Source organism: Achromobacter pestifer (genome assembly GCF_902859625.1).
GTDB lineage: Bacteria > Pseudomonadota > Gammaproteobacteria > Burkholderiales > Burkholderiaceae_B > Achromobacter > Achromobacter pestifer.
Genome location: NZ_CADIJX010000003.1, coordinates 750,637 through 770,476 on the forward strand (window position 1 = coordinate 750,637; position 19,840 = coordinate 770,476).

General features: G+C 64.1%; 16 protein-coding genes. 4 read left to right on the top strand and 12 right to left on the bottom strand.

Annotation, left to right across the window (positions count from 1 at the left end; all coding sequences use genetic code 11):
- Position 1 precedes the first annotated feature (1 nt).
- The 7 genes from HV753_RS15000 to HV753_RS15030 form a co-directional block, all read right to left on the bottom strand.
- Complete coding sequence (locus HV753_RS15000) at positions 2-2,083, bottom strand: DUF8189 domain-containing protein (protein WP_246288279.1); 2,082 nt, start codon at positions 2,081-2,083, stop codon at positions 2-4.
- Between the two features lie 194 nt (positions 2,084-2,277).
- On the bottom strand, positions 2,278-4,596 hold the full coding sequence (locus HV753_RS15005) for a molybdopterin guanine dinucleotide-containing S/N-oxide reductase (RefSeq protein ID WP_175175269.1): 2,319 nt from the start codon (positions 4,594-4,596) through the stop codon (positions 2,278-2,280).
- A gap of 6 nt (positions 4,597-4,602) precedes the next feature.
- Complete coding sequence (locus HV753_RS15010; protein ID WP_175175270.1) at positions 4,603-5,466, bottom strand: sulfurtransferase; 864 nt, start codon at positions 5,464-5,466, stop codon at positions 4,603-4,605.
- 12 nt (positions 5,467-5,478) lie between these two features.
- Entirely contained in the window at positions 5,479-5,820 is a 342-nt protein-coding gene (locus HV753_RS15015) for a carboxymuconolactone decarboxylase family protein (RefSeq protein WP_175175271.1), read from the bottom strand.
- Positions 5,821-5,868: 48 nt separating this feature from the next.
- Positions 5,869-6,873, bottom strand: coding sequence for a Bug family tripartite tricarboxylate transporter substrate binding protein (locus HV753_RS15020; protein ID WP_175175272.1), 1,005 nt, complete (start codon positions 6,871-6,873; stop codon positions 5,869-5,871).
- A gap of 42 nt (positions 6,874-6,915) precedes the next feature.
- Positions 6,916-8,280, bottom strand: coding sequence for an adenylosuccinate lyase (gene purB, locus HV753_RS15025; RefSeq protein WP_175175273.1), 1,365 nt, complete (start codon positions 8,278-8,280; stop codon positions 6,916-6,918).
- Positions 8,281-8,300: 20 nt separating this feature from the next.
- A complete protein-coding gene (locus HV753_RS15030; RefSeq protein WP_175175274.1) occupies positions 8,301-9,746 on the bottom strand; it encodes an FAD-binding oxidoreductase in 1,446 nt (481 codons plus the stop codon).
- A 159-nt stretch (positions 9,747-9,905) separates the two neighbouring features.
- Here HV753_RS15030 and HV753_RS15035 point away from each other — a divergent pair, with 159 nt between their 5' ends.
- Positions 9,906-10,634 carry an IclR family transcriptional regulator gene (locus HV753_RS15035; RefSeq protein ID WP_246288280.1) on the top strand — a complete coding sequence of 243 codons (729 nt, stop codon included), beginning with the start codon at positions 9,906-9,908 and terminating at the stop codon, positions 10,632-10,634.
- 29 nt (positions 10,635-10,663) lie between these two features.
- On the opposite strand, the gene HV753_RS15040 is transcribed toward HV753_RS15035, so the two are convergent.
- The 3 genes from HV753_RS15040 to HV753_RS15050 form a co-directional block, all read right to left on the bottom strand.
- Positions 10,664-12,046, bottom strand: a complete 1,383-nt coding sequence (locus HV753_RS15040) for an MmgE/PrpD family protein (protein ID WP_175175275.1) — start codon at positions 12,044-12,046, stop codon at positions 10,664-10,666.
- 124 nt (positions 12,047-12,170) lie between these two features.
- Complete coding sequence (locus HV753_RS15045) at positions 12,171-12,899, bottom strand: hypothetical protein (protein WP_175175276.1); 729 nt, start codon at positions 12,897-12,899, stop codon at positions 12,171-12,173.
- A complete protein-coding gene (locus tag HV753_RS15050; RefSeq protein WP_175175277.1) occupies positions 12,896-13,795 on the bottom strand; it encodes a LysR substrate-binding domain-containing protein in 900 nt (299 codons plus the stop codon). The genes HV753_RS15045 and HV753_RS15050 overlap by 4 nt, the downstream gene beginning before the upstream one ends.
- Before the next feature lie 127 nt (positions 13,796-13,922).
- Between HV753_RS15050 and argH the strand changes: the two genes are divergently transcribed.
- Together argH and HV753_RS15060 are read left to right on the top strand one after the other, a co-directional pair.
- Positions 13,923-15,452 (top strand): argininosuccinate lyase, encoded by a 1,530-nt coding sequence (argH, locus tag HV753_RS15055; RefSeq protein WP_175175278.1) that lies wholly within the window; start codon positions 13,923-13,925, stop codon positions 15,450-15,452.
- Positions 15,453-15,480: 28 nt separating this feature from the next.
- On the top strand, positions 15,481-16,449 hold the full coding sequence (locus HV753_RS15060; protein WP_175175279.1) for a Bug family tripartite tricarboxylate transporter substrate binding protein: 969 nt from the start codon (positions 15,481-15,483) through the stop codon (positions 16,447-16,449).
- On the opposite strand, the gene HV753_RS15065 is transcribed toward HV753_RS15060, so the two are convergent.
- Both HV753_RS15065 and HV753_RS15070 read right to left on the bottom strand, forming a co-directional pair.
- Positions 16,450-18,183, bottom strand: a complete 1,734-nt coding sequence (locus HV753_RS15065) for an alpha/beta hydrolase (RefSeq protein ID WP_175175280.1) — start codon at positions 18,181-18,183, stop codon at positions 16,450-16,452. It abuts the gene before it with no gap.
- Between the two features lie 7 nt (positions 18,184-18,190).
- The gene (locus HV753_RS15070) at positions 18,191-18,850 is read right to left on the bottom strand and encodes a glutathione S-transferase family protein (protein WP_175175281.1); all 660 of its coding nucleotides are present in this window, start codon (positions 18,848-18,850) and stop codon (positions 18,191-18,193) included.
- Between the two features lie 217 nt (positions 18,851-19,067).
- Between HV753_RS15070 and HV753_RS15075 the strand changes: the two genes are divergently transcribed.
- Complete coding sequence (locus HV753_RS15075; protein WP_175175282.1) at positions 19,068-19,835, top strand: class II aldolase/adducin family protein; 768 nt, start codon at positions 19,068-19,070, stop codon at positions 19,833-19,835.
- The last annotated feature ends 5 nt before the right edge of the window (positions 19,836-19,840 follow it).

A 19,840-nucleotide genomic window follows, 5' to 3' on the forward strand; every position in this document is an offset into this window, starting at 1 on the left:
GTCACTGCACCGATGTCGGCGTGGCCGGACGCGAAATCTGCGTCGGCATGCGTTCTTGGGTCAGCGTGCCGGGCTCGGTGGGCGATGGCCGCACCACCACCGCGTTGTGTGTATTGTTGGCGCCAAGGTTGGGCAGATCCGCCGGACGGGCGGCCACGGCAGCGAACGGGCCGCCACCGCTGGCCGGCACGCCGTCCAGTGTCAGGCGTCCGCTCCAGTTGCCGTCGTGACGCGACAACACCTGATATTGCTGCGGCCCACCGGTGGTGCGTGCTACGACGTAGAGCGTGCCGTCAATGATGTTGAGCGCAGGGGGCGAGGCCGCCTGGGCGTCCAGTTTGACGGGCTTGTCGTGTTCCACAAGCCAAAGTGGTCCCCCCGCGCGTTCCAGTAGCGCCAGGATGACATTGCCCTGGGCATTGGCGCTGATGGCCGGGCGTCCGATGTAGGGCACGCCCATATCGGCCGCCGCGCTCCAGTCCATGTCGAGATCGGTGGTGTCGCCGGCTTCCACCAGCTTGATCAGATGGTTGGTGCCGCGCTGACGGAAATAGAGTTCGACGCGGTTCTCATGGTTGCGGATCGCGGCCAGCCCGCCCGCGGCTTCGGGCGCCGGCACGCGGCGCCAGTGTTGCCATTCGGGGCGTTGGCCTTTGTGCGCGGGCAGTTGGCGCGTGTAGAACAGTTCGCCTGCGCCCGTGGCGGCAAAAACGACGTAGCGGCCGTCGGCGCCGCGCGCGACGGCAGGTGCTCCGGTTGCCCCGTCCAGGGGCGGCAGGTCTTGCCAGGTGCTCCAGCTGCCGTCGATGCCTGACGGCGCAATCCAATGCAGCAAGCCGTCATAACCCAGCGCGACGGCTGCCGCTTCGCCACGCGGCGCGACGGCCGGAATCTGCGTCACGCGCAGGCCGCCCAGCGCCTGCCAGCCTTGCCAGGTGCCGTCATGGCGCTGTTTGTTCGCCCAGACGCCGCCCAGGGGGTCGCGCGCCATCAGGCCCGCTGTGCCGTCGGCATGGGTGAACGAGACCAGCGGGCCGCTGGTGCGTCCGCCCAGGCTTTGCCAACGGCGGTCACTGGAATCCCAACGATTGACGGCGGCATTGGTTTCGCCTGCGGCAAACACCACCAGGCCACCGCGCCCGTCCGGGTACAACTGCGGTGCGATGTCCTGGCGCGATACGTAGTAGGCGCGCTGCACCCAGGCGGCCGCGGGGCCGGCAGGCTCTTTGCAGCCGGTGGGGCCGGCGCAGTAGTGGTAGTCGTTCCAGGCGTAGTGTTGGAAGATCAGCGACTTGTTGGCGATTTCCGTGTCGGCCAGGTTGGTGGCGCGCTCTTGGCTGGGGTAGTCGATATAGCCGGTTTCGGCATAGTTGCCGGGCACGCGCAGCATGGCCTCGCGTGCCAGCCGTGCGCTGGCGATGTGATCCGGATGCCCATGGCCGGCGCAGCGCCAGCATAGTTGCGTGTAGGGCACGATAATCGTGTCGTCCAGATGGCGCACGGTGGTCGGCCCGTATTGGCGGATCAAATCCGCCAGCGTATCGATCAGTTGCTCGCGCGTGTAGACCTGCGGATAGGGGCCCAGCGTGTCAACGCTCTGGCCCGGTTCCGATTCGGTGCGGCTAAGCGGCGTCAGGCTGCCCCAGCCCTTGCCCAGCCACGGGTCCTTCAGGCGCATGTGCCAAAGCTGCACGCGCGGATTGCCCTGCAATGTGAAGCGTGCAATGTGGCGTCCGCCTGCGGTGCCTGCATCTTCTTTCCAAAGATCAGGTTGATGCGCCATGTAGGCATAGGCCGCACGTATGCCGCGCTCGCGGCCCAGCATATAGCCTTCGCCTTCGCCCGCATCACTGGCGGTCAGGTAGATCACCCGCACGCAACCCCCCGCCTCGATATTGGAAGCGATGTCCGGATTCATGAATAGCAGGTCGTCGTCCAGATGGGCGACGAAGGCCAGATCCTTCACGCCATGGCATTGCGCAAGCGTGGGCGGGGCGGCGATTGCCTGGCCAAAGGCCAGGCTGATGAATACACAGAATAGCGCCAGGTAAATGCGGCGCGGCAAGGCCATCAAAGCTGGCATAAAAAAAAGCGCTGCTCAGGAGGTGCAGCGCGTAGGGTGTTTTTGATGCAACGAGTATAGCGGCCAGCTGTTGCACGCCTTCGATCGAACCCGAACAGGGTGTTGGATATGGTGTCAGACTGCAATGACGGCGTCGGTGGCCTTTACTGTGGCACCATTTTCCGGGTTTGGGCAGTTGTAACTGAGTTGGAGCCTCAACCCGGAGCTTCAAACGCCCGGATAGGCGGCAAGACGCCGTCGAAGCGCTCGATCTGCACTGCCGTCAGTTGCCCGCAGCATCCCTGCGCCAGCGATGACGTGCCGATGTCGCGGGTCAGGATATTGGGGTTGCCGTGGCCGCACAGCGCCACCTCGCCGCGAGCGTCTTCCACCGGGTCGTACCAGGCGCCGGTGGGTAGTTGTGCCACGCCTGGCATGACGGTCGTGCTAAGCGCGGCGCTGGCCAGGCAGGCACCGCGGTCATTGAACAGACGCACGATATCGCCGTCGGCGATGCCTCGCGCGGCCGCGTCCTGTGGGTGCAGCGTGCAGACCTCCCGGCCCTGTCGTTTTCCCGACACGCTGTGCGCGCCGAAGTCGAGCTGGCTGTGCAACCGGGTGGCGGGCTGGTTGGCGACGAGGAACAGCGGGTGGGCCGGCGTCGGCGCGTCCTTCTGCGCCAGCCATACCGGGTGGCCCGGGCAATCTGCGTAGCCGAATGCGGCGATCACCGATGAACTGATCTGAACCTTGCCGCTGGGGGTGGGTAACGGCTTTCCAGCGGGATCCTGGCGGAACGCGCGCAAGATGCCGCCATCGTCGTCCTGTTGCGGGAGCGTCAGTTCGCCCTGTTCCCAGAACTGGTCGAAGTCCGGTGCCTCCAGGCCCTTTTCCCGCAAGGCGGATCGCGTCTTCTCGTACAGGTGGCGCAGCCATTCTCCGCTGGTGCGCCCTTCGGTGAAGGCCTGCTGAGTGCCTAGGCGGTCGGACAGGTCCGCAAAAATGTCATAGTCGTCGCGCGCCATGCCATTGGGCGTGGCGATGCGGTGCATGGCCACCAGCAGCGGGTCTGTCGGCGCGCCGCCGATGTCTTCGCGTTCCAGAGTCATGGTGCACGGCAGTACGATGTCGGCATGGCGCGCCGTGGCGGTCCAGCCAATCTCGTGGACGATGAAGGTGTCCAGCTTGGAGAACGCGCGGGTCAGGCGTTTGAGGTCCTGATGGTGATGGAAGGGATTGCCGCCTGCCCAATAGGCCAGGCGGATGTGAGGATACGGCATGCGCTTGCCGTTGTAGTCGAACGGTTCCCCGGGATGCAACAGCATGTCGGAAATCCGAGCAACGGGAATGAAGGCCTTTACCCCATTTATGCCTTGCGGCAGCGACGCCACCGGTACGGCGTTACTACGCTTGCCATAATGCGCCAGCGTGCCCAGCGCGTAGGCGTAGCCGCCGCCGGGTAGGCCCAGTTGCCCCAGCGCGGCGGCTAGCACGGCGGCCATCCAGACGGGCTGTTCGCCATGTTCGGCGCGTTGCAGCGAATGAGCAACCGTGACCAGCACGCGCTTGCCGGGCAACAGGTTCGCCATCTCGATGATTTTCGCTGCGGGTACGCCGCAGATGGCCGCAGCCCAGGCGGGGGTCTTCGCTTGTCCGTCCTGGCGGCCCAGCAGATAGTCCTGGAAAACGTCCCAGCCGTCGCAGTTTTCCATCAGGAATGTTTCGTCATGCCAACCGTTGGCCACCAGCTCATGCACCAAGGCCAGCATCAGCGCTACGTCGGTGCCGGGGACAGCCTGCACCCAGTCCGCCCTGGCGTCCGTCGGAAAATCGGACGACAGGGGACTGATGTTGATGAAGCGGCAGCCGCGCGCCGCGGCCAGACGCATGGATTCGCGCTCGATATGGCGGCTGATTCCGCCGCTGGCCACCCGCGAATTCTTCAAGGCCATGCCGCCGAATGCCAGCACCACGTCGGTGTGGCCGACGATCTGCTCCCACGTGACGTTGCGGCGCGCTACGTCGTCCATGCTGCCCAGGACATGTGGCAGAATCACCGCCGATGCGCCAGCGCTGTAGCTGTTTACCGACCGTACGTAGCCGCCCAGCGCCGTATTCAGAAAGCGGTGCACCTGGCTTTGCGCGTGGTGGAAACGGCCCGCGCTGGACCAGCCGTACGACCCGCCGAAGACAGCTTCCGGGCCGTGCCGGTCCTGGACGCGCCGCAGTTCCGCAGCCAACAGGTCCAGCGCGTGGTCCCAGCCGATCTGCACATAGTCGTCTCGCCCCCGGGTGGCATCCGGGCCAGGTCCCCGCTCCAGCCAGCCGCGCCGAACCATGGGCGCGGTGACCCGCGCCGGATGGTCCAGCGCGTTGGTGAAATTCTGAATTAGCGGGTTGGGGTCCGGGTCGCCTGGATGCGGTAGCACCTCCAGCGCGCCGTTCTTCCAGGCGGCAGAGAAAACGCCCCAATGGGCGCTATGAGGCTTGCGGCCGGTGTCCGGTCGAGGCGAGCGGGAGATAGGGGTGTTCATGTGCTTTCAGGCGTCAGGGCCCGTGGCGACCGGGGCGCCTGATTGGGCGCTCCATTCGCTCCATGAGCCGGGATACAAGGTGGCGCCCGTCAGCCCCGCGACTTCCATGGCAAGAAGATTGTGGCATGCCGTGACGCCGGAGCCGCACTGGTTGATGACTTCGGCGGGCGCGCGGCCGTTCATGCGGGAGGTGAAGGCCTGGCGCAGTTGGTCGGCTGGCAGGAAACGGCCGTCGGTGCCCAGGTTGTCTCGGAAGAAGCGATTGGACGCGCCGGGAATATGCCCGCCCACGGCGTCCAGCGTTTCGTTCTCGCCCCGATAGCGATCGGGAGCGCGCGCATCCAGCACGACGCGCCCGCCCGATGCCAGCGCCTGGCGCAGTTGCGCGTAGCCGAGCGTGGGCTGGCGGCCTTCGCGGACCCGCAGCGAGCCCGCTGCGCGCTTGGCTGGCGTATCCGCGGTAAACGGATATCCTGCGCGCTTCCAGGCGAGCTCGCCCCCGTCCAGCACCGCCACGGCCTCATGCCCAATCCAGCGCAACAGCCACCAAAGGCGCGCTGCGTACATGCCGCCGGCATTGTCATAGGCAATAACCTGAGTCTGACTGCTCGCGCCGAGTGCGGCCATCGCGCGGGCCAGCGCAGCGGGCTCAGGCAGCGGATGACGACCGTTGGCGCCTGTCTTGGGGCCGCTGAGCGTTTCTTCCAGATGCACATAAGCCGCGCCCGGTATATGGCCAGCGTCGTAGTGGCGGCGGCCCGCCTGTGGATCCGTCAGTTCAAAGTTGCAATCCAGGACCAGTACATCTTCCTGCCCAGGTTCGGCCAACGCGCGGGCCAGGTCGTCCGCGGCGATCAAGGTGGTGTACATACGCGGCCCCGTTCAAGCCTGGCCGGCCGACAAGGCATCCATCGCGCGCAGCGAATAGACGTAGGCCGCGCCGGCGTTCAAGGCGATGGCGGTGCTTAGTGCTTCGCTCAGCTCTACCTCGGTCACGCCCGCCTTGCGCGCTGCGTCGGCGTGCGCCGCGATGCAGCCGTCGCAGCGCGTGGTGACGGCCACTGCCAGGGCGATCAGTTCGCGCGTCTTGGCGTCCAGCGTGCCGGTGGCCCCCTGCGCCTGATTCAGCGCCCGGAATGCGGTGAGCAATTGCGGGTTGTATTTTCCCAGAGCCTCGCCTGCCTTGCGGTTGTTGGCGAGCGTGTCGGTCCAGTTTTGCAGCATGATGATGTGTCCTGAAATATGATTTAACGGCGAGCGTTGCGATCGGCCTTACTGCCCGATCTGCTTGAGCAGATCGGGCGTGGCGGCTTTACGGTAATTGGCGATGTCCTGGACGATGTACTGCTTGAACTGGTTCAGCGGCAGGTCTCGCTCCATAGCGGCATCCTTGCGGATGGTGTTTTGCACCGATGGGTCCTTCAGGGCGCGCGACAGGTGGTCCGATAGCATCTTGACCACGTCGGGCGGAGTGCCGGCGGGCGCCGCCAGGCCATACCATTGCGTCATGGTCATATCGATGCCCAACTCCTTGAACGTGGGCACATCGGGCAAGATCGGGCTGCGCTGGCTGCCGGTCAGGGCAAGTACGCGCAGTTGGCCTTGCTGCACCTGCGGCACCAGTGGCGACGCTGTGGCGAAGAACATGTCGATCTGTCCGCCGATCATGTCGGTAATGGCGGGGCCTGAACCCTTGTATGGCACATGCAACAGCTTCAGGTGCCCCAGTTCCTTGATGGTTTCCATGCCGATGTGGGCGGCCCCCCCAGTGCCGGTGGACGCGAAGGTCAACTCCTTGTCCTTGGCGGTATTGATCACTTCCTGCGCGCTTTTGAAGCGCGATTGCGTCGCCACGAACAGGCCATGCGGCGCTTCCAGGATAAGGCCGATCGGCGTGAAGTCTTCCGGTACTTTGTACGGCAGGCTCTGCGGCTTGAATGCGGGCGATACCGCCAGATTTCCGCTCATGGCCAGCAGGATGGTGTAGCCATCGGGCGCCGCTTTGGCGACGAGGCCGGCGGCAATATTGCCGCCCGCGCCTGGCCGGTTCTCGACGATAACGGTTTGGCCGATGGTCTTGCCCATGGCCGTGGCGATCAGGCGGCCGTAGAGGTCACCCCCGCCGCCTGGCGGAAAACCCACCACCAGCGTAATGGGGCGGTCAGGATACGCGGCTTGCGCCGCGCCGCCCGTCAAGGCGGCCAGCCCCAGCGTGGCGGCCACGGCAGCGTGGATTCCGAGGCGTTTGACAAGCAAAGTTGCGGAAGAAATGCCCATGGTGTTTGTCTCCTGTTTTCTTTTTTATCAGGGGGAACTGTGTCAGGCGGCAAGCCATCCGGCTTGATGTCTCCGCACCACCCGGTCCACTGCAGCGGCACACTGTCCCAGGTAGCCAGCGGGATTGGTCAGGCGCAGGATCTCTTCTTCGCCCAGCAGCGTGGTCAGGTCTTTATGCTGGCGCAACGCCTGGGCGAAATCGAGCTTGTGGGTGATGCCGTGCATGGAAGCTTCATAGATCCACTCATGCGCGGTCTGCTTGCCCACGCGCTCGGACAGCTCCAGCATCACGTGTTCGGACAGCAGATAACCGCGCATGCGGTCCAGATTCAGCGCCATGGCGGCCGCGTCCACTCGCAGCCCAGCCAGCAGATTCTTGGCCTGGAACAGCATGGCGCCGGCGATCAGGCAGCATTCGGGCAAGGCCTTCCACTCGATCTTCCAGGCGATGCCATCGCGCTCACCTTCCTGCACCATGCCTTCCAGCATCAGCGAGGCGTTGGCGCGCAAGGGCCGGCACAGGCCCGCCAGATTTTCGGCCGAGGTCGGATTGCGCTTGTGAGGCATGGTGGAAGACCCCAGCTTTCCCGCCGAGAATGCTTCCTCGACTTCGCCGATTTCGTTGCGCTGCATATTGAAGAGCTCGTTGCCGATCTTCGACAGCGTGGACCCCAGCATGGCCAGCACTAGCGCGTATTCGGCGAACCTGTCGCGCGCTGGCCCCCAACTGACAGCGGGCGTAGCCAATCCCAGCTTGGTCAGCGTGCGGCGCTCGACTTCTTCCGCCTGTTCGCCCAGGGACGCCTGGCTGCCCACGGCCCCGACCACCATGCCTACCAGCATGCGTGCTTCGCATTCCCTCAGGCGGTCATGATGACGCGCCATTTCATCCAGCCAGACCGCGCACTTGTGCCCGAACGTGATGGGCAACGCCTGCACGCCGTGCGTGCGCCCGGCCATGGGCGTGTCGCGATGGGCTTGCGCCAGCCGCGACAGTTCCTGCCCCACGGCGACGGCATCGCGCAGGATGACGGCATGCGCTTGCTTGAGCTGCAAGGCCACTCCTGTGTCGACCACGTCTTGGGTGGTGGCGCCGTAATGCACCCATTCGCCATGATCCGGGCCGCAGCGCGCCTGCAATTGTTTTAGCGCCGGCACCAGCGAATGCTTGATACGCCGAATCTCGGCCGACATTTGACCGATGTCGATGTTTGCGACCTTGGCCTGAGCGCGGATCTCCTTGGCGGCAGCAGCCGGAATGATGCCCAGTTCGGCTTGGGCCTCTGCCAGCGCCGCTTCAAAATCCAGCCACTTCTGAATGCGGTTCTCTTCCGAGAAAATGTCGCGTAGTTCATCGGTGCTCCACAGATGCTGGAGCGATTGCATATCGAAGACGGAAACGGGCATGACGCGGGATCCTGGAGTGATTAAGAGGACTGACGAGCGGGACGTGGCAGGAGACGGCCCGGGTTGAAGGTGCCCATGGGATCCAGCGCGTGCTTGATGCGCTGCATGACCTCTACGGACACGGCGGGTTTGAACTGCAGAAAGGCTTGTTGCTTGAGTCGGCCAATGCCGTGTTCTGCGGAAATGGAGCCGCCCAGACTGGCGGTAACTTCATGCACGACGTCATGCACTGCGTCTTCATGCGCGCGGAAGGCGGCCTCGTCCATGCCTGGGGGCTTGCTCTGGTTGTAGTGGAGATTGCCGTCGCCGACGTGGCCGAAGCACACGATGCGGATGCCGGGCATCAGCGCTTCCAGCCGGGCGCCTGCTGTGGCGATGAATTCGGGAATCCGGGAAACGGCCACGGAGATATCGTGCTTGATGGAGGGGCCGTCGAGCCGCTGTGCCTCCGGCACGTGCTCGCGCAATGCCCAGAACTCATGCGCCTGGCGGCCCGACGAGGCAATTACGGCGTCGGTCACGACGCCTTGCTCCATCGCTGCTTCCAACACGCCGTGAACCGCCGGCTCGGGATCCATTAGCTCAGAGGTTTCTGATACATCGAACAGCACCGCCCACGGGAACGGCTGCGCCAGCGGATCGCGCATACCGTCCAGCGGATGCGCAAGGACCTGGGTCAGCGTCTGGCGTCCGATCAATTCGAATGCTGTGACGCGCTCGCCCACCGCGTCCGTCAACCGGGCCAATAGGTCCACCGCCGCCTGCGGCGTCGGCGTGGCAACCCAAGCGGTCACCACTTTGCGAGGCAGGGCGTGCAGTTTGAATGAGGCGGCAGTAACCACGCCCAGCGTGCCTTCGCCGCCAATGAACAAGTGCTTAAGGTCATAGCCGGTGTTGTCCTTGCGCAGCGTGCCCAACTGCGCAAGCACGCTGCCGTCGGCCAGCACCACTTCCAGTCCCAAGGTCAGGTCTCGCGTGTTGCCGTAGCGCAGCACCTGTTCGCCGCCAGCGTTGGTGGAAACCACGCCGCCCACTGTGGCGCTGCCCTCCGATGCCAGGGACAGGGCGAACAGCCGACCTGCGCCGCCAGCCGCTTGCTGGGCGGCAAGCACGGTGCAACCGGCTTCCAGCACGATGCTGTTGTCCAGCGCATCCACGTGGCGCACGGCGGTCATGCGATCCAGGCTTAGCACGACTTCCCGCCCCGAGGCGTCTGGCGTCGAGCCGCCGACCAGCCCCGTGTTGCCGCCCTGCGGCACCACGGCGACGCCCTGCGCGGCGCATAGCGCCACCACGCGCGACACCTCGGACGTATTGGCCGGGCGGACCACGGCACGGGCGGCACCCGGAAAATTACGGCGCCAGTCTGCCGTGTAGCGGGCCGTGTCCGTCGCGCCGGCTAATACGTAGTTCGGGCCGACGATGGCGCCCAGCGCCGTGGCGAATGCATCGATCTGATTGGGCATAATGCTACGGTTCGCATGGTCGGGGCGACGCTCCCGGTCCTGCGAGACGTGTGTCTCCTGGTTGAAATCAAGGTGGCGGTCCCTGGTCCGGTAGTCGCCGCTCGTTTCATTGATTAAAATATGTTTTATTGAGCAAAACTATAGGAAGCATTGGAAACCGTGTCAAGCGAAAATTCCCCCAAGCCGCCCATCGGCGTGCTCGAGCGCGGCATCTCCGTCCTGGAGTGTTTCGGCGAAGGCAATCTGCGCCTGTCGCTGCGCGACCTGGCTGAACGCACCGGGCTGGACAAAGCCACTCTGCTGCGCTTGCTGGGCGTGTTCATCAAAGCGCGCATGGTTCACCGCTACGACAGCAGCACCTACGCGCTGGGACCAGCGCTGCTGCACATGGGCATGCTCTACCGCGACACGTTCGACCTGGGTTCGCGCCTGCAGCCGGTGCTGCGCAGCATCATGGAGCAAACAGGCGAGACCGTAGCGCTGTATGTGCGCAGCGGCGAAGACCGGATCTGCCTGTACCGCGAAAACACCTCCAAGGAAGTGCGTCACCATGTCGAGGTCGGCACGCGGATCAGTCTGAAGGACGGTGGATCATCCGCGCACGTGCTGCAGGCGTTTACGGGCGGTGTCACGCCGTTGGAGCGCGAAATTCAAGAAAAAGGCTATGCCATGACCCGTTCGGAACGGGTCGCGGAAATGGCGTCGGTAGCCGTGCCGGTGTTCGACGGCGATGAGGCCTTCGTGGGCGCGCTGGTAGTGTTGGGGCTGGCATCGCGCCACAATGAAGCGGCGCAGCGCAAGGCAGTGGACATTGCGCGCCACGAACTGGCGCAGCAAGGGTTCCGCACCTCTCCGCCCGCCGCCTGGAGGCCGCGGGCCTGTTCGTGACGCATCCGTCTCGCCCGCGCCGGGTCCGTCTAAAGGCGTTGTGTTTGCCCGAACAGCATTGGGGCGGGCAGGCAGATGTCCCCGTCCCGGCTTGTGTCGATAAATCGCTCGCACCAAGCCACGATGGCGCCGGCCGTCGCGTCGTCCATCACCGGCGCGAAGGCGCGCATACGTGTTTGCAGCGCTTCCCAGGTATAGGGATCTTCAGGATCGCCCCGGCGCAGCTTTCTCAGCGCGCTCAACTGACGCCCGTTTTTCAGGGTCAGCGTGACACGGCAGGGTCGCAGGCGCGGAAACTCCTGCTGGAAGAGATCGCTTGCGCGCACCGTGATCCGGCGCGCAAGCGCCAGCAGGTCCTGCGCATGCAGATCGGGCGATTCCATGTCGGCGATGCCCAGCTCGCCTGCAAGCAGCAAGCGCGACACCACATACCGCAGCGAGAAGCAGGTCTCCGCCGGTCTGGCGGGCCAGTCGACACCGGCGATCTTGAGCGCATGGGTGAAGATTTCCACGTCCACGGATTCGATCTCGTGTGGAGCGGGCGCATGCAAGTCCAGCAATTCCCGGACGGCATCCAATGGCGTGAAGAGCTGCGCGCAGCATGGCCAGGCCTTGATCGTGGCGGTGTTCAGGCGTTCGGGCGCCTCCAGGCCGCCGTCCAACGCGCCCAGCGGGCCGTCTCCGTCCAGCAAGCGATAAAGCCCGCGCGGACCCGTGGCAAAGCGTTGAGCGCCGGGCAACCCGGCACGCGCGGCGTAAGCCGCCGCCATGCCGTTGCGCACCGCAAAGGCGGGGTGGAGCGATTTGGCTTCATGCGCGCCATCATCCACAAGTTGCCATAAGCCCGCCGCCTGCGTGGCGCCGATGCCCAGCGCATGATGAAATGGCTCCGGCGCCAGCCCCAAGGCAACGCCAGCCGCTGCAGCAGCCCCCACGGTGCCGGCCGTCGCGGTGGCATGAAAGCCGGCCGCATGCCGTGTGCCCAGCGCCTCGCCGAGCCTCAACGACACTTCATAGCCCGCGATGATGGCATCCGCCACATGCCGTTGCGTCATGACTCCGTTTGCCGCCAGCGCCAATACCGGGGTGACGGAGACAACGCCCGGATGCAGCATGGCGGCGCGATGCGCGTCGTCGATTTCCCGGATATGGGCAATGGCCGCGTTGGCGAATGCCGCGCCATTGGGGTTCATTCCCGAGCCGCCAAACACGGGGGCTACGCCCGTCCCAGGATGGCAATCGCGAGCCGCACTGCGGTAGGTTGCCGCGGCGGATGCCTCCTTGGCCGACCATCCGGCAGTGAACCAGTCCAGCAGGGCCTGCGCCAGACGCTCTCGCGTGGGCATGGAAATGGGCCGTTGGCGCATGCTGCCAAGGTGGGCGACCAAGGTGTTTTCGGGTATGGTGGTCATTATTTTTGTTTCATTGAATGGAATAAGTTTCAATGAAAGAAACAATAAACTATCTTGGCCGCAATGGAAACCTCCCGCGAATCGGGCACCTGGGCGGCCTGTCCCGTTCGGCGGGCCTGGACTTTCAGGCGGCAGGTTCCCACCGCCCGGACTGCGGGCTGACCATCGCTTGCACCCCCCCTTTCCAAACCTGCTCTTCATTCAAGCGCGCCGCGACGTCCGGGCTCACATCGAATTCCACCCCAAGCACCCGCGCCACGCACTCCGCTTCGATGGGCAATTCCCATGTCAGGAACAATTGGGTGAGATCTTCGCCCGTGGCGAAGTCAGCTGTCTGGAAGGCGTTGGTGCCGCGTGGGACCACGGCATGTGGCTGGCAGGTGTCGAAGACGATGGCGGTGCCTCGGGTGAGCGCAATCCGGTCGCCGGTGGATGGAAAGCACACGTCCAGCCCCTTGTCTTCGCTCAGGAATAGATTGCAGAAGGCCGCGCCGCCGTACTGCTCGCCATCATGGTGATACCTGGCGCCGCGGCATGCCATCAGCGCGATATCGCTGTCGGCAAGCACGTCGCCCATCCCCAACGTGCGCGTCCACGCAGCCATGGCTTGCAGGCAGTGCTTGTAGTCGGGCCAGCGCACTTGCGTACGCGCCAACGGCATGGCTTCGACGTCGCCGGGCTCCAGGCACAAGCGGGTCGCGATCTCGCGGTTCCAATCGGCGATCAGGCGGTCAGGGGGCGCTGGCACGTCAACCATGCCCGACAGCACGATGCCGCTGACACTGCGGCTGCGAAGGGCGTCGCCGCTGTGGAAGTAGGAGGTCAGGCGGCCAGGAAAAGGGGGGCGGGTCATCGGGCAGGGCTGGCCAGGTTCAGGGAAGCGAATACCGCTTGCACGCATTCCGTCATTTTGCTGGCCAGGGCGCCAACGGGAAAGTGATCGGAGGTAACCGCGTAACTAGGGAACTCGATGCGCTCCGAGAAAGGGATCTCGCGCAGCTCAGGCATGTTCAGCGTGCGCGATACCACCGGATTGATGATCGACACGCCCAAGCCCCTGCTGACCATCGAGCAGATGGTGGTGGCGTAGGGCGTTTCGATTGAGAGGATTCTTGAGTCGTTCGGAAAGTGCCGATCGACCGCCGCACGGTTGAAACTGCCGGCCGGCAGCGAGATGAAGTTCTCGTCATTGAAATCGGCGGGCTTCAGTGATTTCTTGCGAGCCAAGCGGTGGGTGCCGGGCACGATTCCAACACCATGCGCCATGTTGATCCGTGCGAAGTGCAGGCCGGGCACGTCGGTCTGGATGGAACAGAAGCCAATGTCGCAAAAGCCGGTGGCCATCCATTTGGCCACCACATCCGATCCGCCCGTACTGACCACGACAGGGATGTCCGAAACGGTTTCCCGGAACAAGCGGATGGCGTCCGGCAGTACGCATTGCATGATGGAACCCACGGCGCCGACCCTGAGCAGACCCGTGCCGCGCCGACGAATGGAGCTGGCGCTGTCGTTCAATGATTCCAGACCGATGAACGCACGTTCGACGTCGGCGTAGAAGGCATCGGCTTCAGCGGTGGGGATCAGCCGGGTGCCGACACGCTTGAACAGGACGAAGCCCAGAGCGTTTTCCAGCAGGGCGATCCAGCGGCTGACATTCGGTTGCGAGGTATGCAGCAGCCCAGCCGCCGTGGTCATGGAGCGCGTCATCATCACGGCGCGAAACGCTTCGACTTGCTTGAAATTCATCGATCCGTCCCCGGTCAATCGAGGAATAATCATATCAATTATGTATTCAAAGCCGTAAATATCTGATTTGACGCATGAGTTGGCGCAGACGGAGACTACCGTTTCCCCCGTTCCCATCCGGACTGAAATGGAATCCAAAGTCAGCAGCCGCCTGAAGCAACCGCTAGCCCCGGAAGTGCTTCAATACATTTTCCTTCCGCGCTTGAATCGCGAGTTCTTCGCCAATTTCGAGATGCTGAATCAGATCAATCTTGCGCATCTGGTCATGCTGCATGAGCAGGGCATCCTGGATCACGGCGCATCGGTTCGGCTGGCCGACGCCTTGCTGAAGATGCAGGCGGATGGCCCGGATGGCATCGAGCTGGACCCGGCGCGCGAAGAGGCCTACTTCAACTACGAAGCGCATCTGATCAAGCTGGTCGGGCAAGAGCTGGGCGGACGCCTGCATACCGCGCGCAGCCGCAATGACATCGGCGCCACCATTGATCGCATCCGGGCACGGGATTTCGCCACGCGGATCGCGGCTGCATTGATCGACGTCGCGGAAGCGGCGCTTTTGCAGGCGGACAAATACGCTGACTGTGTGATGCCCGGCTACACGCACATGCAAGCCGCGCAACCGATCACGTATGGCTATTACCTGTCGGCGTTGGTTGATGCCTGGTCGCGGGACGTTGACCGCTTGCTGCATGCCTTGGACACCGCGGATGCGTCTCCGTTGGGCGCTTGCGCGCTGGCGGGTACCTCGTTCCCGATTGATCGAGATGCCACCAGCGCGATGCTGGGCTTCAGCGCGCCACTGGCGAATTCGCTGGACGGCGTGGCCTCGCGGGATTTTGCATTGGAGCTGAGCGCGGCATTGTCGATCATGATGATCACCAGCAGCCGGATGGTGCAGGACTTCTACATCTGGTCGACACCGGAATTCGGCTTCCTGTCTTTTCCTGACAGCATCGCCAGTACGTCCAGCATCATGCCGCAGAAGAAGAATCCGGCCGTGTTGGAGTATCTGCGCGGCAAGACGGGCCACTTGATCGGGTTGACGTCGGCCGCATTCTCAACGGTCAAGTCCACCCATTTCACGCATTCCGGAGACAGCAGCCGGGAAAGCACCCGGACCTGCTGGGAAGCCTGCGATGAAGCGCTGAAATCGCTGGCGCTGATCAAGCTGCTGGTGCAGCGGGTGGAGCCAAACCGCGCGCGCATGGCGTCCCGCGCGGCCGAAGATTTCTCAACCGTCACGGATCTGGCCGATTTGTTGGTTCGCAAGGCCGACGCCTCTTTCCGCGATGCGCACCACATCATCGGCGCCGTGGTGCGGCAGGCGCTGGAAGCGGGCATTTTCGCCCGAGACATCACGCCTCAGATGGTCAATGCCGCAGCCGCGCAACAACTTGGCCGGCAGGTCGCGTTGCAGCAGGCGGATATCAGCGCCTGCCTGGACCCGGTTCGCAACGTGGCCGCACGCCAATCGTTCGGCGGGCCGGCGCCTGGCCTGGTTGTTAATCACATCGAAGAACAGAGAACGTTGCTGGCGCGCAAGCGCAGCGTCATCACGGCAACGGCGCAGCGTGTGGCCAACGCACAAGATCTGCTGCAACAACGAGTGCATGCGCTTGTTTCATCCGAGTCCGCGGTGCCGTCCGTCCAGGCATGACCGACCATACAAATCAAGGGGAATAATCATGTTGAAGTATGTCGCGGCGGTGGCCGCAGCCATGGGGTTGGGCCTTGGGGGCCAAGCCCATGCTCAGTCCTATCCTTCCAAGCCGATCACGATGGTGGTGCCCTTCGCGCCAGGTGGAACGGTGAATCTGATGGGGCGCCTGCTTGCCAATCGGATGTCAGAGATGCTGGGCCAGACGGTCATTGTGGAAAACAAGCCGGGGGGCGGCGGCAGCATCGGCGCGAACTTCGTCGCCAAGGCGCCGGCCGATGGCTATACCTTGTTGCTGGCGACGATGGGGCAGCAATCCATTCAACCGTTGCTGACCAAGAACCTGCCGTACGACGCCATCAAGGATTTTGCGCCGGTCGCGCTGTTTTCCACGGTGCCGAACGTGCTGGCGGTGTCGGCGGATACGCCAGCCAGGAACGTCGCGGAACTGGTGGCATATGCGAAGCAGAACCCTGGAAAATTGAACATGGCGTCGGCGGGGATGGGTTCCGTCAATCATCTGACGGGCGAGTTGTTCATGTACCGATCAGGCGCCAAGTTCGAGCATGTGCCTTATCGCGGCGCGGGCCCGGCGACGTCCGATCTGTTGTCGGGGCAGGTGCAAGTGCTGTTTGCGAATCTGCCGAACGTGTTGGCGTATATCAAGTCAGGCAAGGTGCGCGTACTGGCCGTGGCCAGCGAGCAGCGCAGTGCTGCGATTCCCGATGTGCCGACGTTGGCCGAGGCTGGGGTGAAGGACGCCGTGGTCGAATCCTGGTACGGCGTGATGGCGCCAGCGGGCACGCCTGCCGATGTGATCCGCAAGCTACAGGACACGGTCATCAGCCTGGCCAAGGACGAGTCCATGATTGCCCACCTGGCTGAGCAGGGCGCGGTGCCGTTTCCCGGAACCAGCGCCGACCTTGCCAAGTTGTCCAACGAAGAAACCGAGCGTTGGAAGCGCATCATCGAGAGCGCGGACGTGCAGGCGAACTGATCACCCGCCGCGGTTGTCGTACGCGGCTTCCTTGCCTTCTCCATCGTCCATCGCCGCGCGCGCACGATCCATCAAGTGACGCTTCAGGCTGGCCAAGTCGCCGGCCGGCCAATCCTGCACACCGGTCACGGCCAGCCAGGCATCCACATAGTGTTGCGGCGCGTACACGTGGCCATAGCCGATCGGCGTGTGGGTACTGACGGACATGTCCAGCGCAAGCTGCAACATGGTCACGACAGGCACCCAGCGCAGGTCGGGCGATACGTCCGGGCCGTACGGGTGATCCATCCAGGCGGGGCGCCGGTACAGGTCGCGATAGTCGAAGAACGTGACGGCGTCGCTGGCGTATTGCAGGTAGACGATGCGCATCGGCCCCCATGGCGCGTCGGCCGGCACGGGCGAGCCGTTCTGATTCATGAAGCGCACGAAGGCGCCATCGCGCAGTTCGGGCAGCCAGGCGGGTGAGCCCGGATTGCGGGCGTCGGTGATCGTGCGCCAGACCCGGCTTTCGAAGGGCGGGCCGCTCCATAGCGCGCCCTGGATGGGGTCGCCGATCATTTCAAAGAGCTCGGCGGATCGGGCGGAGTTCATCGCGCCCAGGCTCAGGCCGTGCAGATAGAGCTTGGGCCGCTGGTCCTTGGGCAAGGCAGTCCAGTAGTCGTAGATCTCGGTGAACAGCGCGCGTGCGGCCTCCGCGCCGTATTCGGGCTGAGCCAGCAGCGAAAGAGGACTGGATAGATACGAATACTGCATGGCCACGCTGGCCACGTCGCCGTGCAACAGGTATTCGGCCGTGTCCATGGCCGCAGGGTCGATCCAGCCCGTGCCCGTGGGGGTCACCACAACCAGGACGGATCGCTTGAATGCGCCCACGCGCTTCATTTCTTCCAGGGCCAACTTGGCCCGAGCCTGCGCCGTGTTTGCCGCCGGCAACCCCACGTAGACGCGGATCGGCTCCATCGCATCGCGTCCGGTCTGCGTGCGGATCTCGCTGGCACTGGGACCCGAGGCGATGTATTCCCGGCCCGCGCGGCCCAGTTGCTTCCACGCGATCAAAGAGTTCGGGCTGCCCGTCTTGGCGGGGTCGGTAGGCTGCGGACGCTCTGGCTCGATCAGCGCGTCGTATTCGCGGAACGAGGCGTCCAGCACGTGCAGCGCCGCGCGGAAGAACACGTTGTTGGCCAGCGACCAGAAGATCAGAATCGCAATGGCCGCGCCCGTCACGTTGGCGACTCGCCGAGGCACAACGCGACGCACCTGGGTGGACAGCGCGCGGGCCACCCATTTGAACAAGCGGCCCAGCGCCAGCAGCGCGGAAAAAGTGATCAGGGCCGTGGCACTGACCTTGAAGGGATGGGCGCTTGTCACCGGGTCCATCTTCATCAAGGCCCGGATCGTGTTCTGCCATTCGGCCGCGCGCCACAGGAACAGGACCAGCACGAACAGGCACAACGCGGTGATCAGCAGGTTGGTGACGCGCGCCGCACGTGCGCGGGGCTCTGGCAGTTCCAGATAGGCCCACAACCAATGCCACAGCACACCTAGTCCGTAACCGGCCGCAAGGCAGGTGCCCGCCAGAACGCCTTGGGTCAGGTACGTGCGGGGAACCAGCGTGGGCGTGAGCGACGCCGCGAAGAACAGCGTGCCCAGCAGCAGGCCGACGCCGGACAGCGATTCCAGGTGCGATCGGAAAAAGGCGGGCAGGGGTTGGCGCGGACCTTGTGGCAATGGCATCGTCCCGTCAGTCCCGATCCGGTGCGCCCAGCGGGAACAAGTGACGGAACGGCCGCGCCTCTTGCACGGCCCGCGCGAACGAGCGCCGGCCAAGCAGTCTGGCGCGATAGGCGCGCAGCACGGGGTAGGTTTCAGAAATGGGATGCGTCCAGTCCGCGTAGAACAGCGCTGGCGCGGCGGCACAGTCTGCCATGGTGAAGTCGGGCCCGGTGGCCCAGGCCCGGCCGCCCAGTTGCGCGTCCAGCCAGCCATAGGCCAGCTCCAGCTTTTCGGTGGCCAGCGCCCGTCCTTCCCGGCGCTTGGTTTCATCCCCCGTCAGCGCGCCGTTGACCGCGTGCTGCACCCAGTTCATGACGTGCAGATCGAAGAACCGGTCCAGAAAGCGCACGTCCAGCGCGGCGGCAGGATCGGCGGGGACCAGCAGTTCGGGCCCGGGATGCGTCAATTGCAGGTATTCGATGATGATGCTGGTTTCGGCCACGTTGCGTTCGCCGTCGACCAGCAGCGGGAATTTATGCAACGGCCAGCGCCGCAACCATTCGGCGGCATGTTGCGGGGTATCGGGGCCGATGCAGCGGAATTCAAAGCGCGTCCCGTTTTCATACAGCGCGATCAGGACTTTTTGCGTGTATGAGGAAAAGGGGTGGCCGTAGAGCGCAAGCGACATGACGGGGTCTCCTGATTCGGGCGGCTTTTATTATGCAAGCGGAAATCCATCATAGGCAGAAAATGGAAGGCGGGCGGGATAATTGTTTCCACCAGACGGACGGCGGCCATTTCCGCAGTGCCGGTGCCGCGCAAAACCAATAAAGTATCTGGCTGACCCGAAACGATGCGGCTTCGGGAGAAATCCAAGACAAACAAACACCAATAGAGGAGACGGGATGGATACGGCAAACAAGCAGGGCGTCAGCGTGCGCGATCAAGTCAGCGCCACTGAATGGCAAATCCGCACGGACTTGGCGGCGCTGTATCGGCTGGTGGCGCTGTTCGGTTGGGACGACCTGATTTTCACGCACATCACCGCCAAGGTGCCGGGCACCGAACATTTCCTGATCAATCCCTACGGGATGATGTTCGACGAGATCACGGCGTCCAGCCTGGTCAAGATCGATCTGAACGGGAACAAGGTCATGGAGTCGGAATATGACATCAATCCGGCCGGCTTCACCATCCACAGCTGTATCCACGCGGCCCGCAAGGATGCGATGTGCGTGCTGCACACGCATTCCATCAATGGGGTGGCGGTGTCGGCGCAGAAGGCGGGCCTGCTGCCGCTATCGCAGTTTGCGTTCATCGCCTTGCGGTCGCTCAGCTATCACGACTACGAAGGTCTGGCACTGAATCCGGAAGAGCAGCCGCGTCTGGTGCATGACCTGGGCAGCAATAACTACCTGATCCTGCGCAACCACGGCTTGCTGACCGTGGGCCAGACGATGGCGGAAGCGTTCCAGGCCATGCATCGGCTGGAAGCGGCTTGCATGGCGCAGGTGCGCGCGCAGGCGGGGGGCGGCGAGCTGATCTTCATTCCGCCGGAAGTCCTGGCACGCGCCGCCGTGGAATCACCGGCGGATCGGGCGCACAAGGCGGCGCTGGCATGGCCGGGACTCTTGCGGCGCCTGGATCGAAAGAATCCGGGCTACGCAGAGTAAGCAGG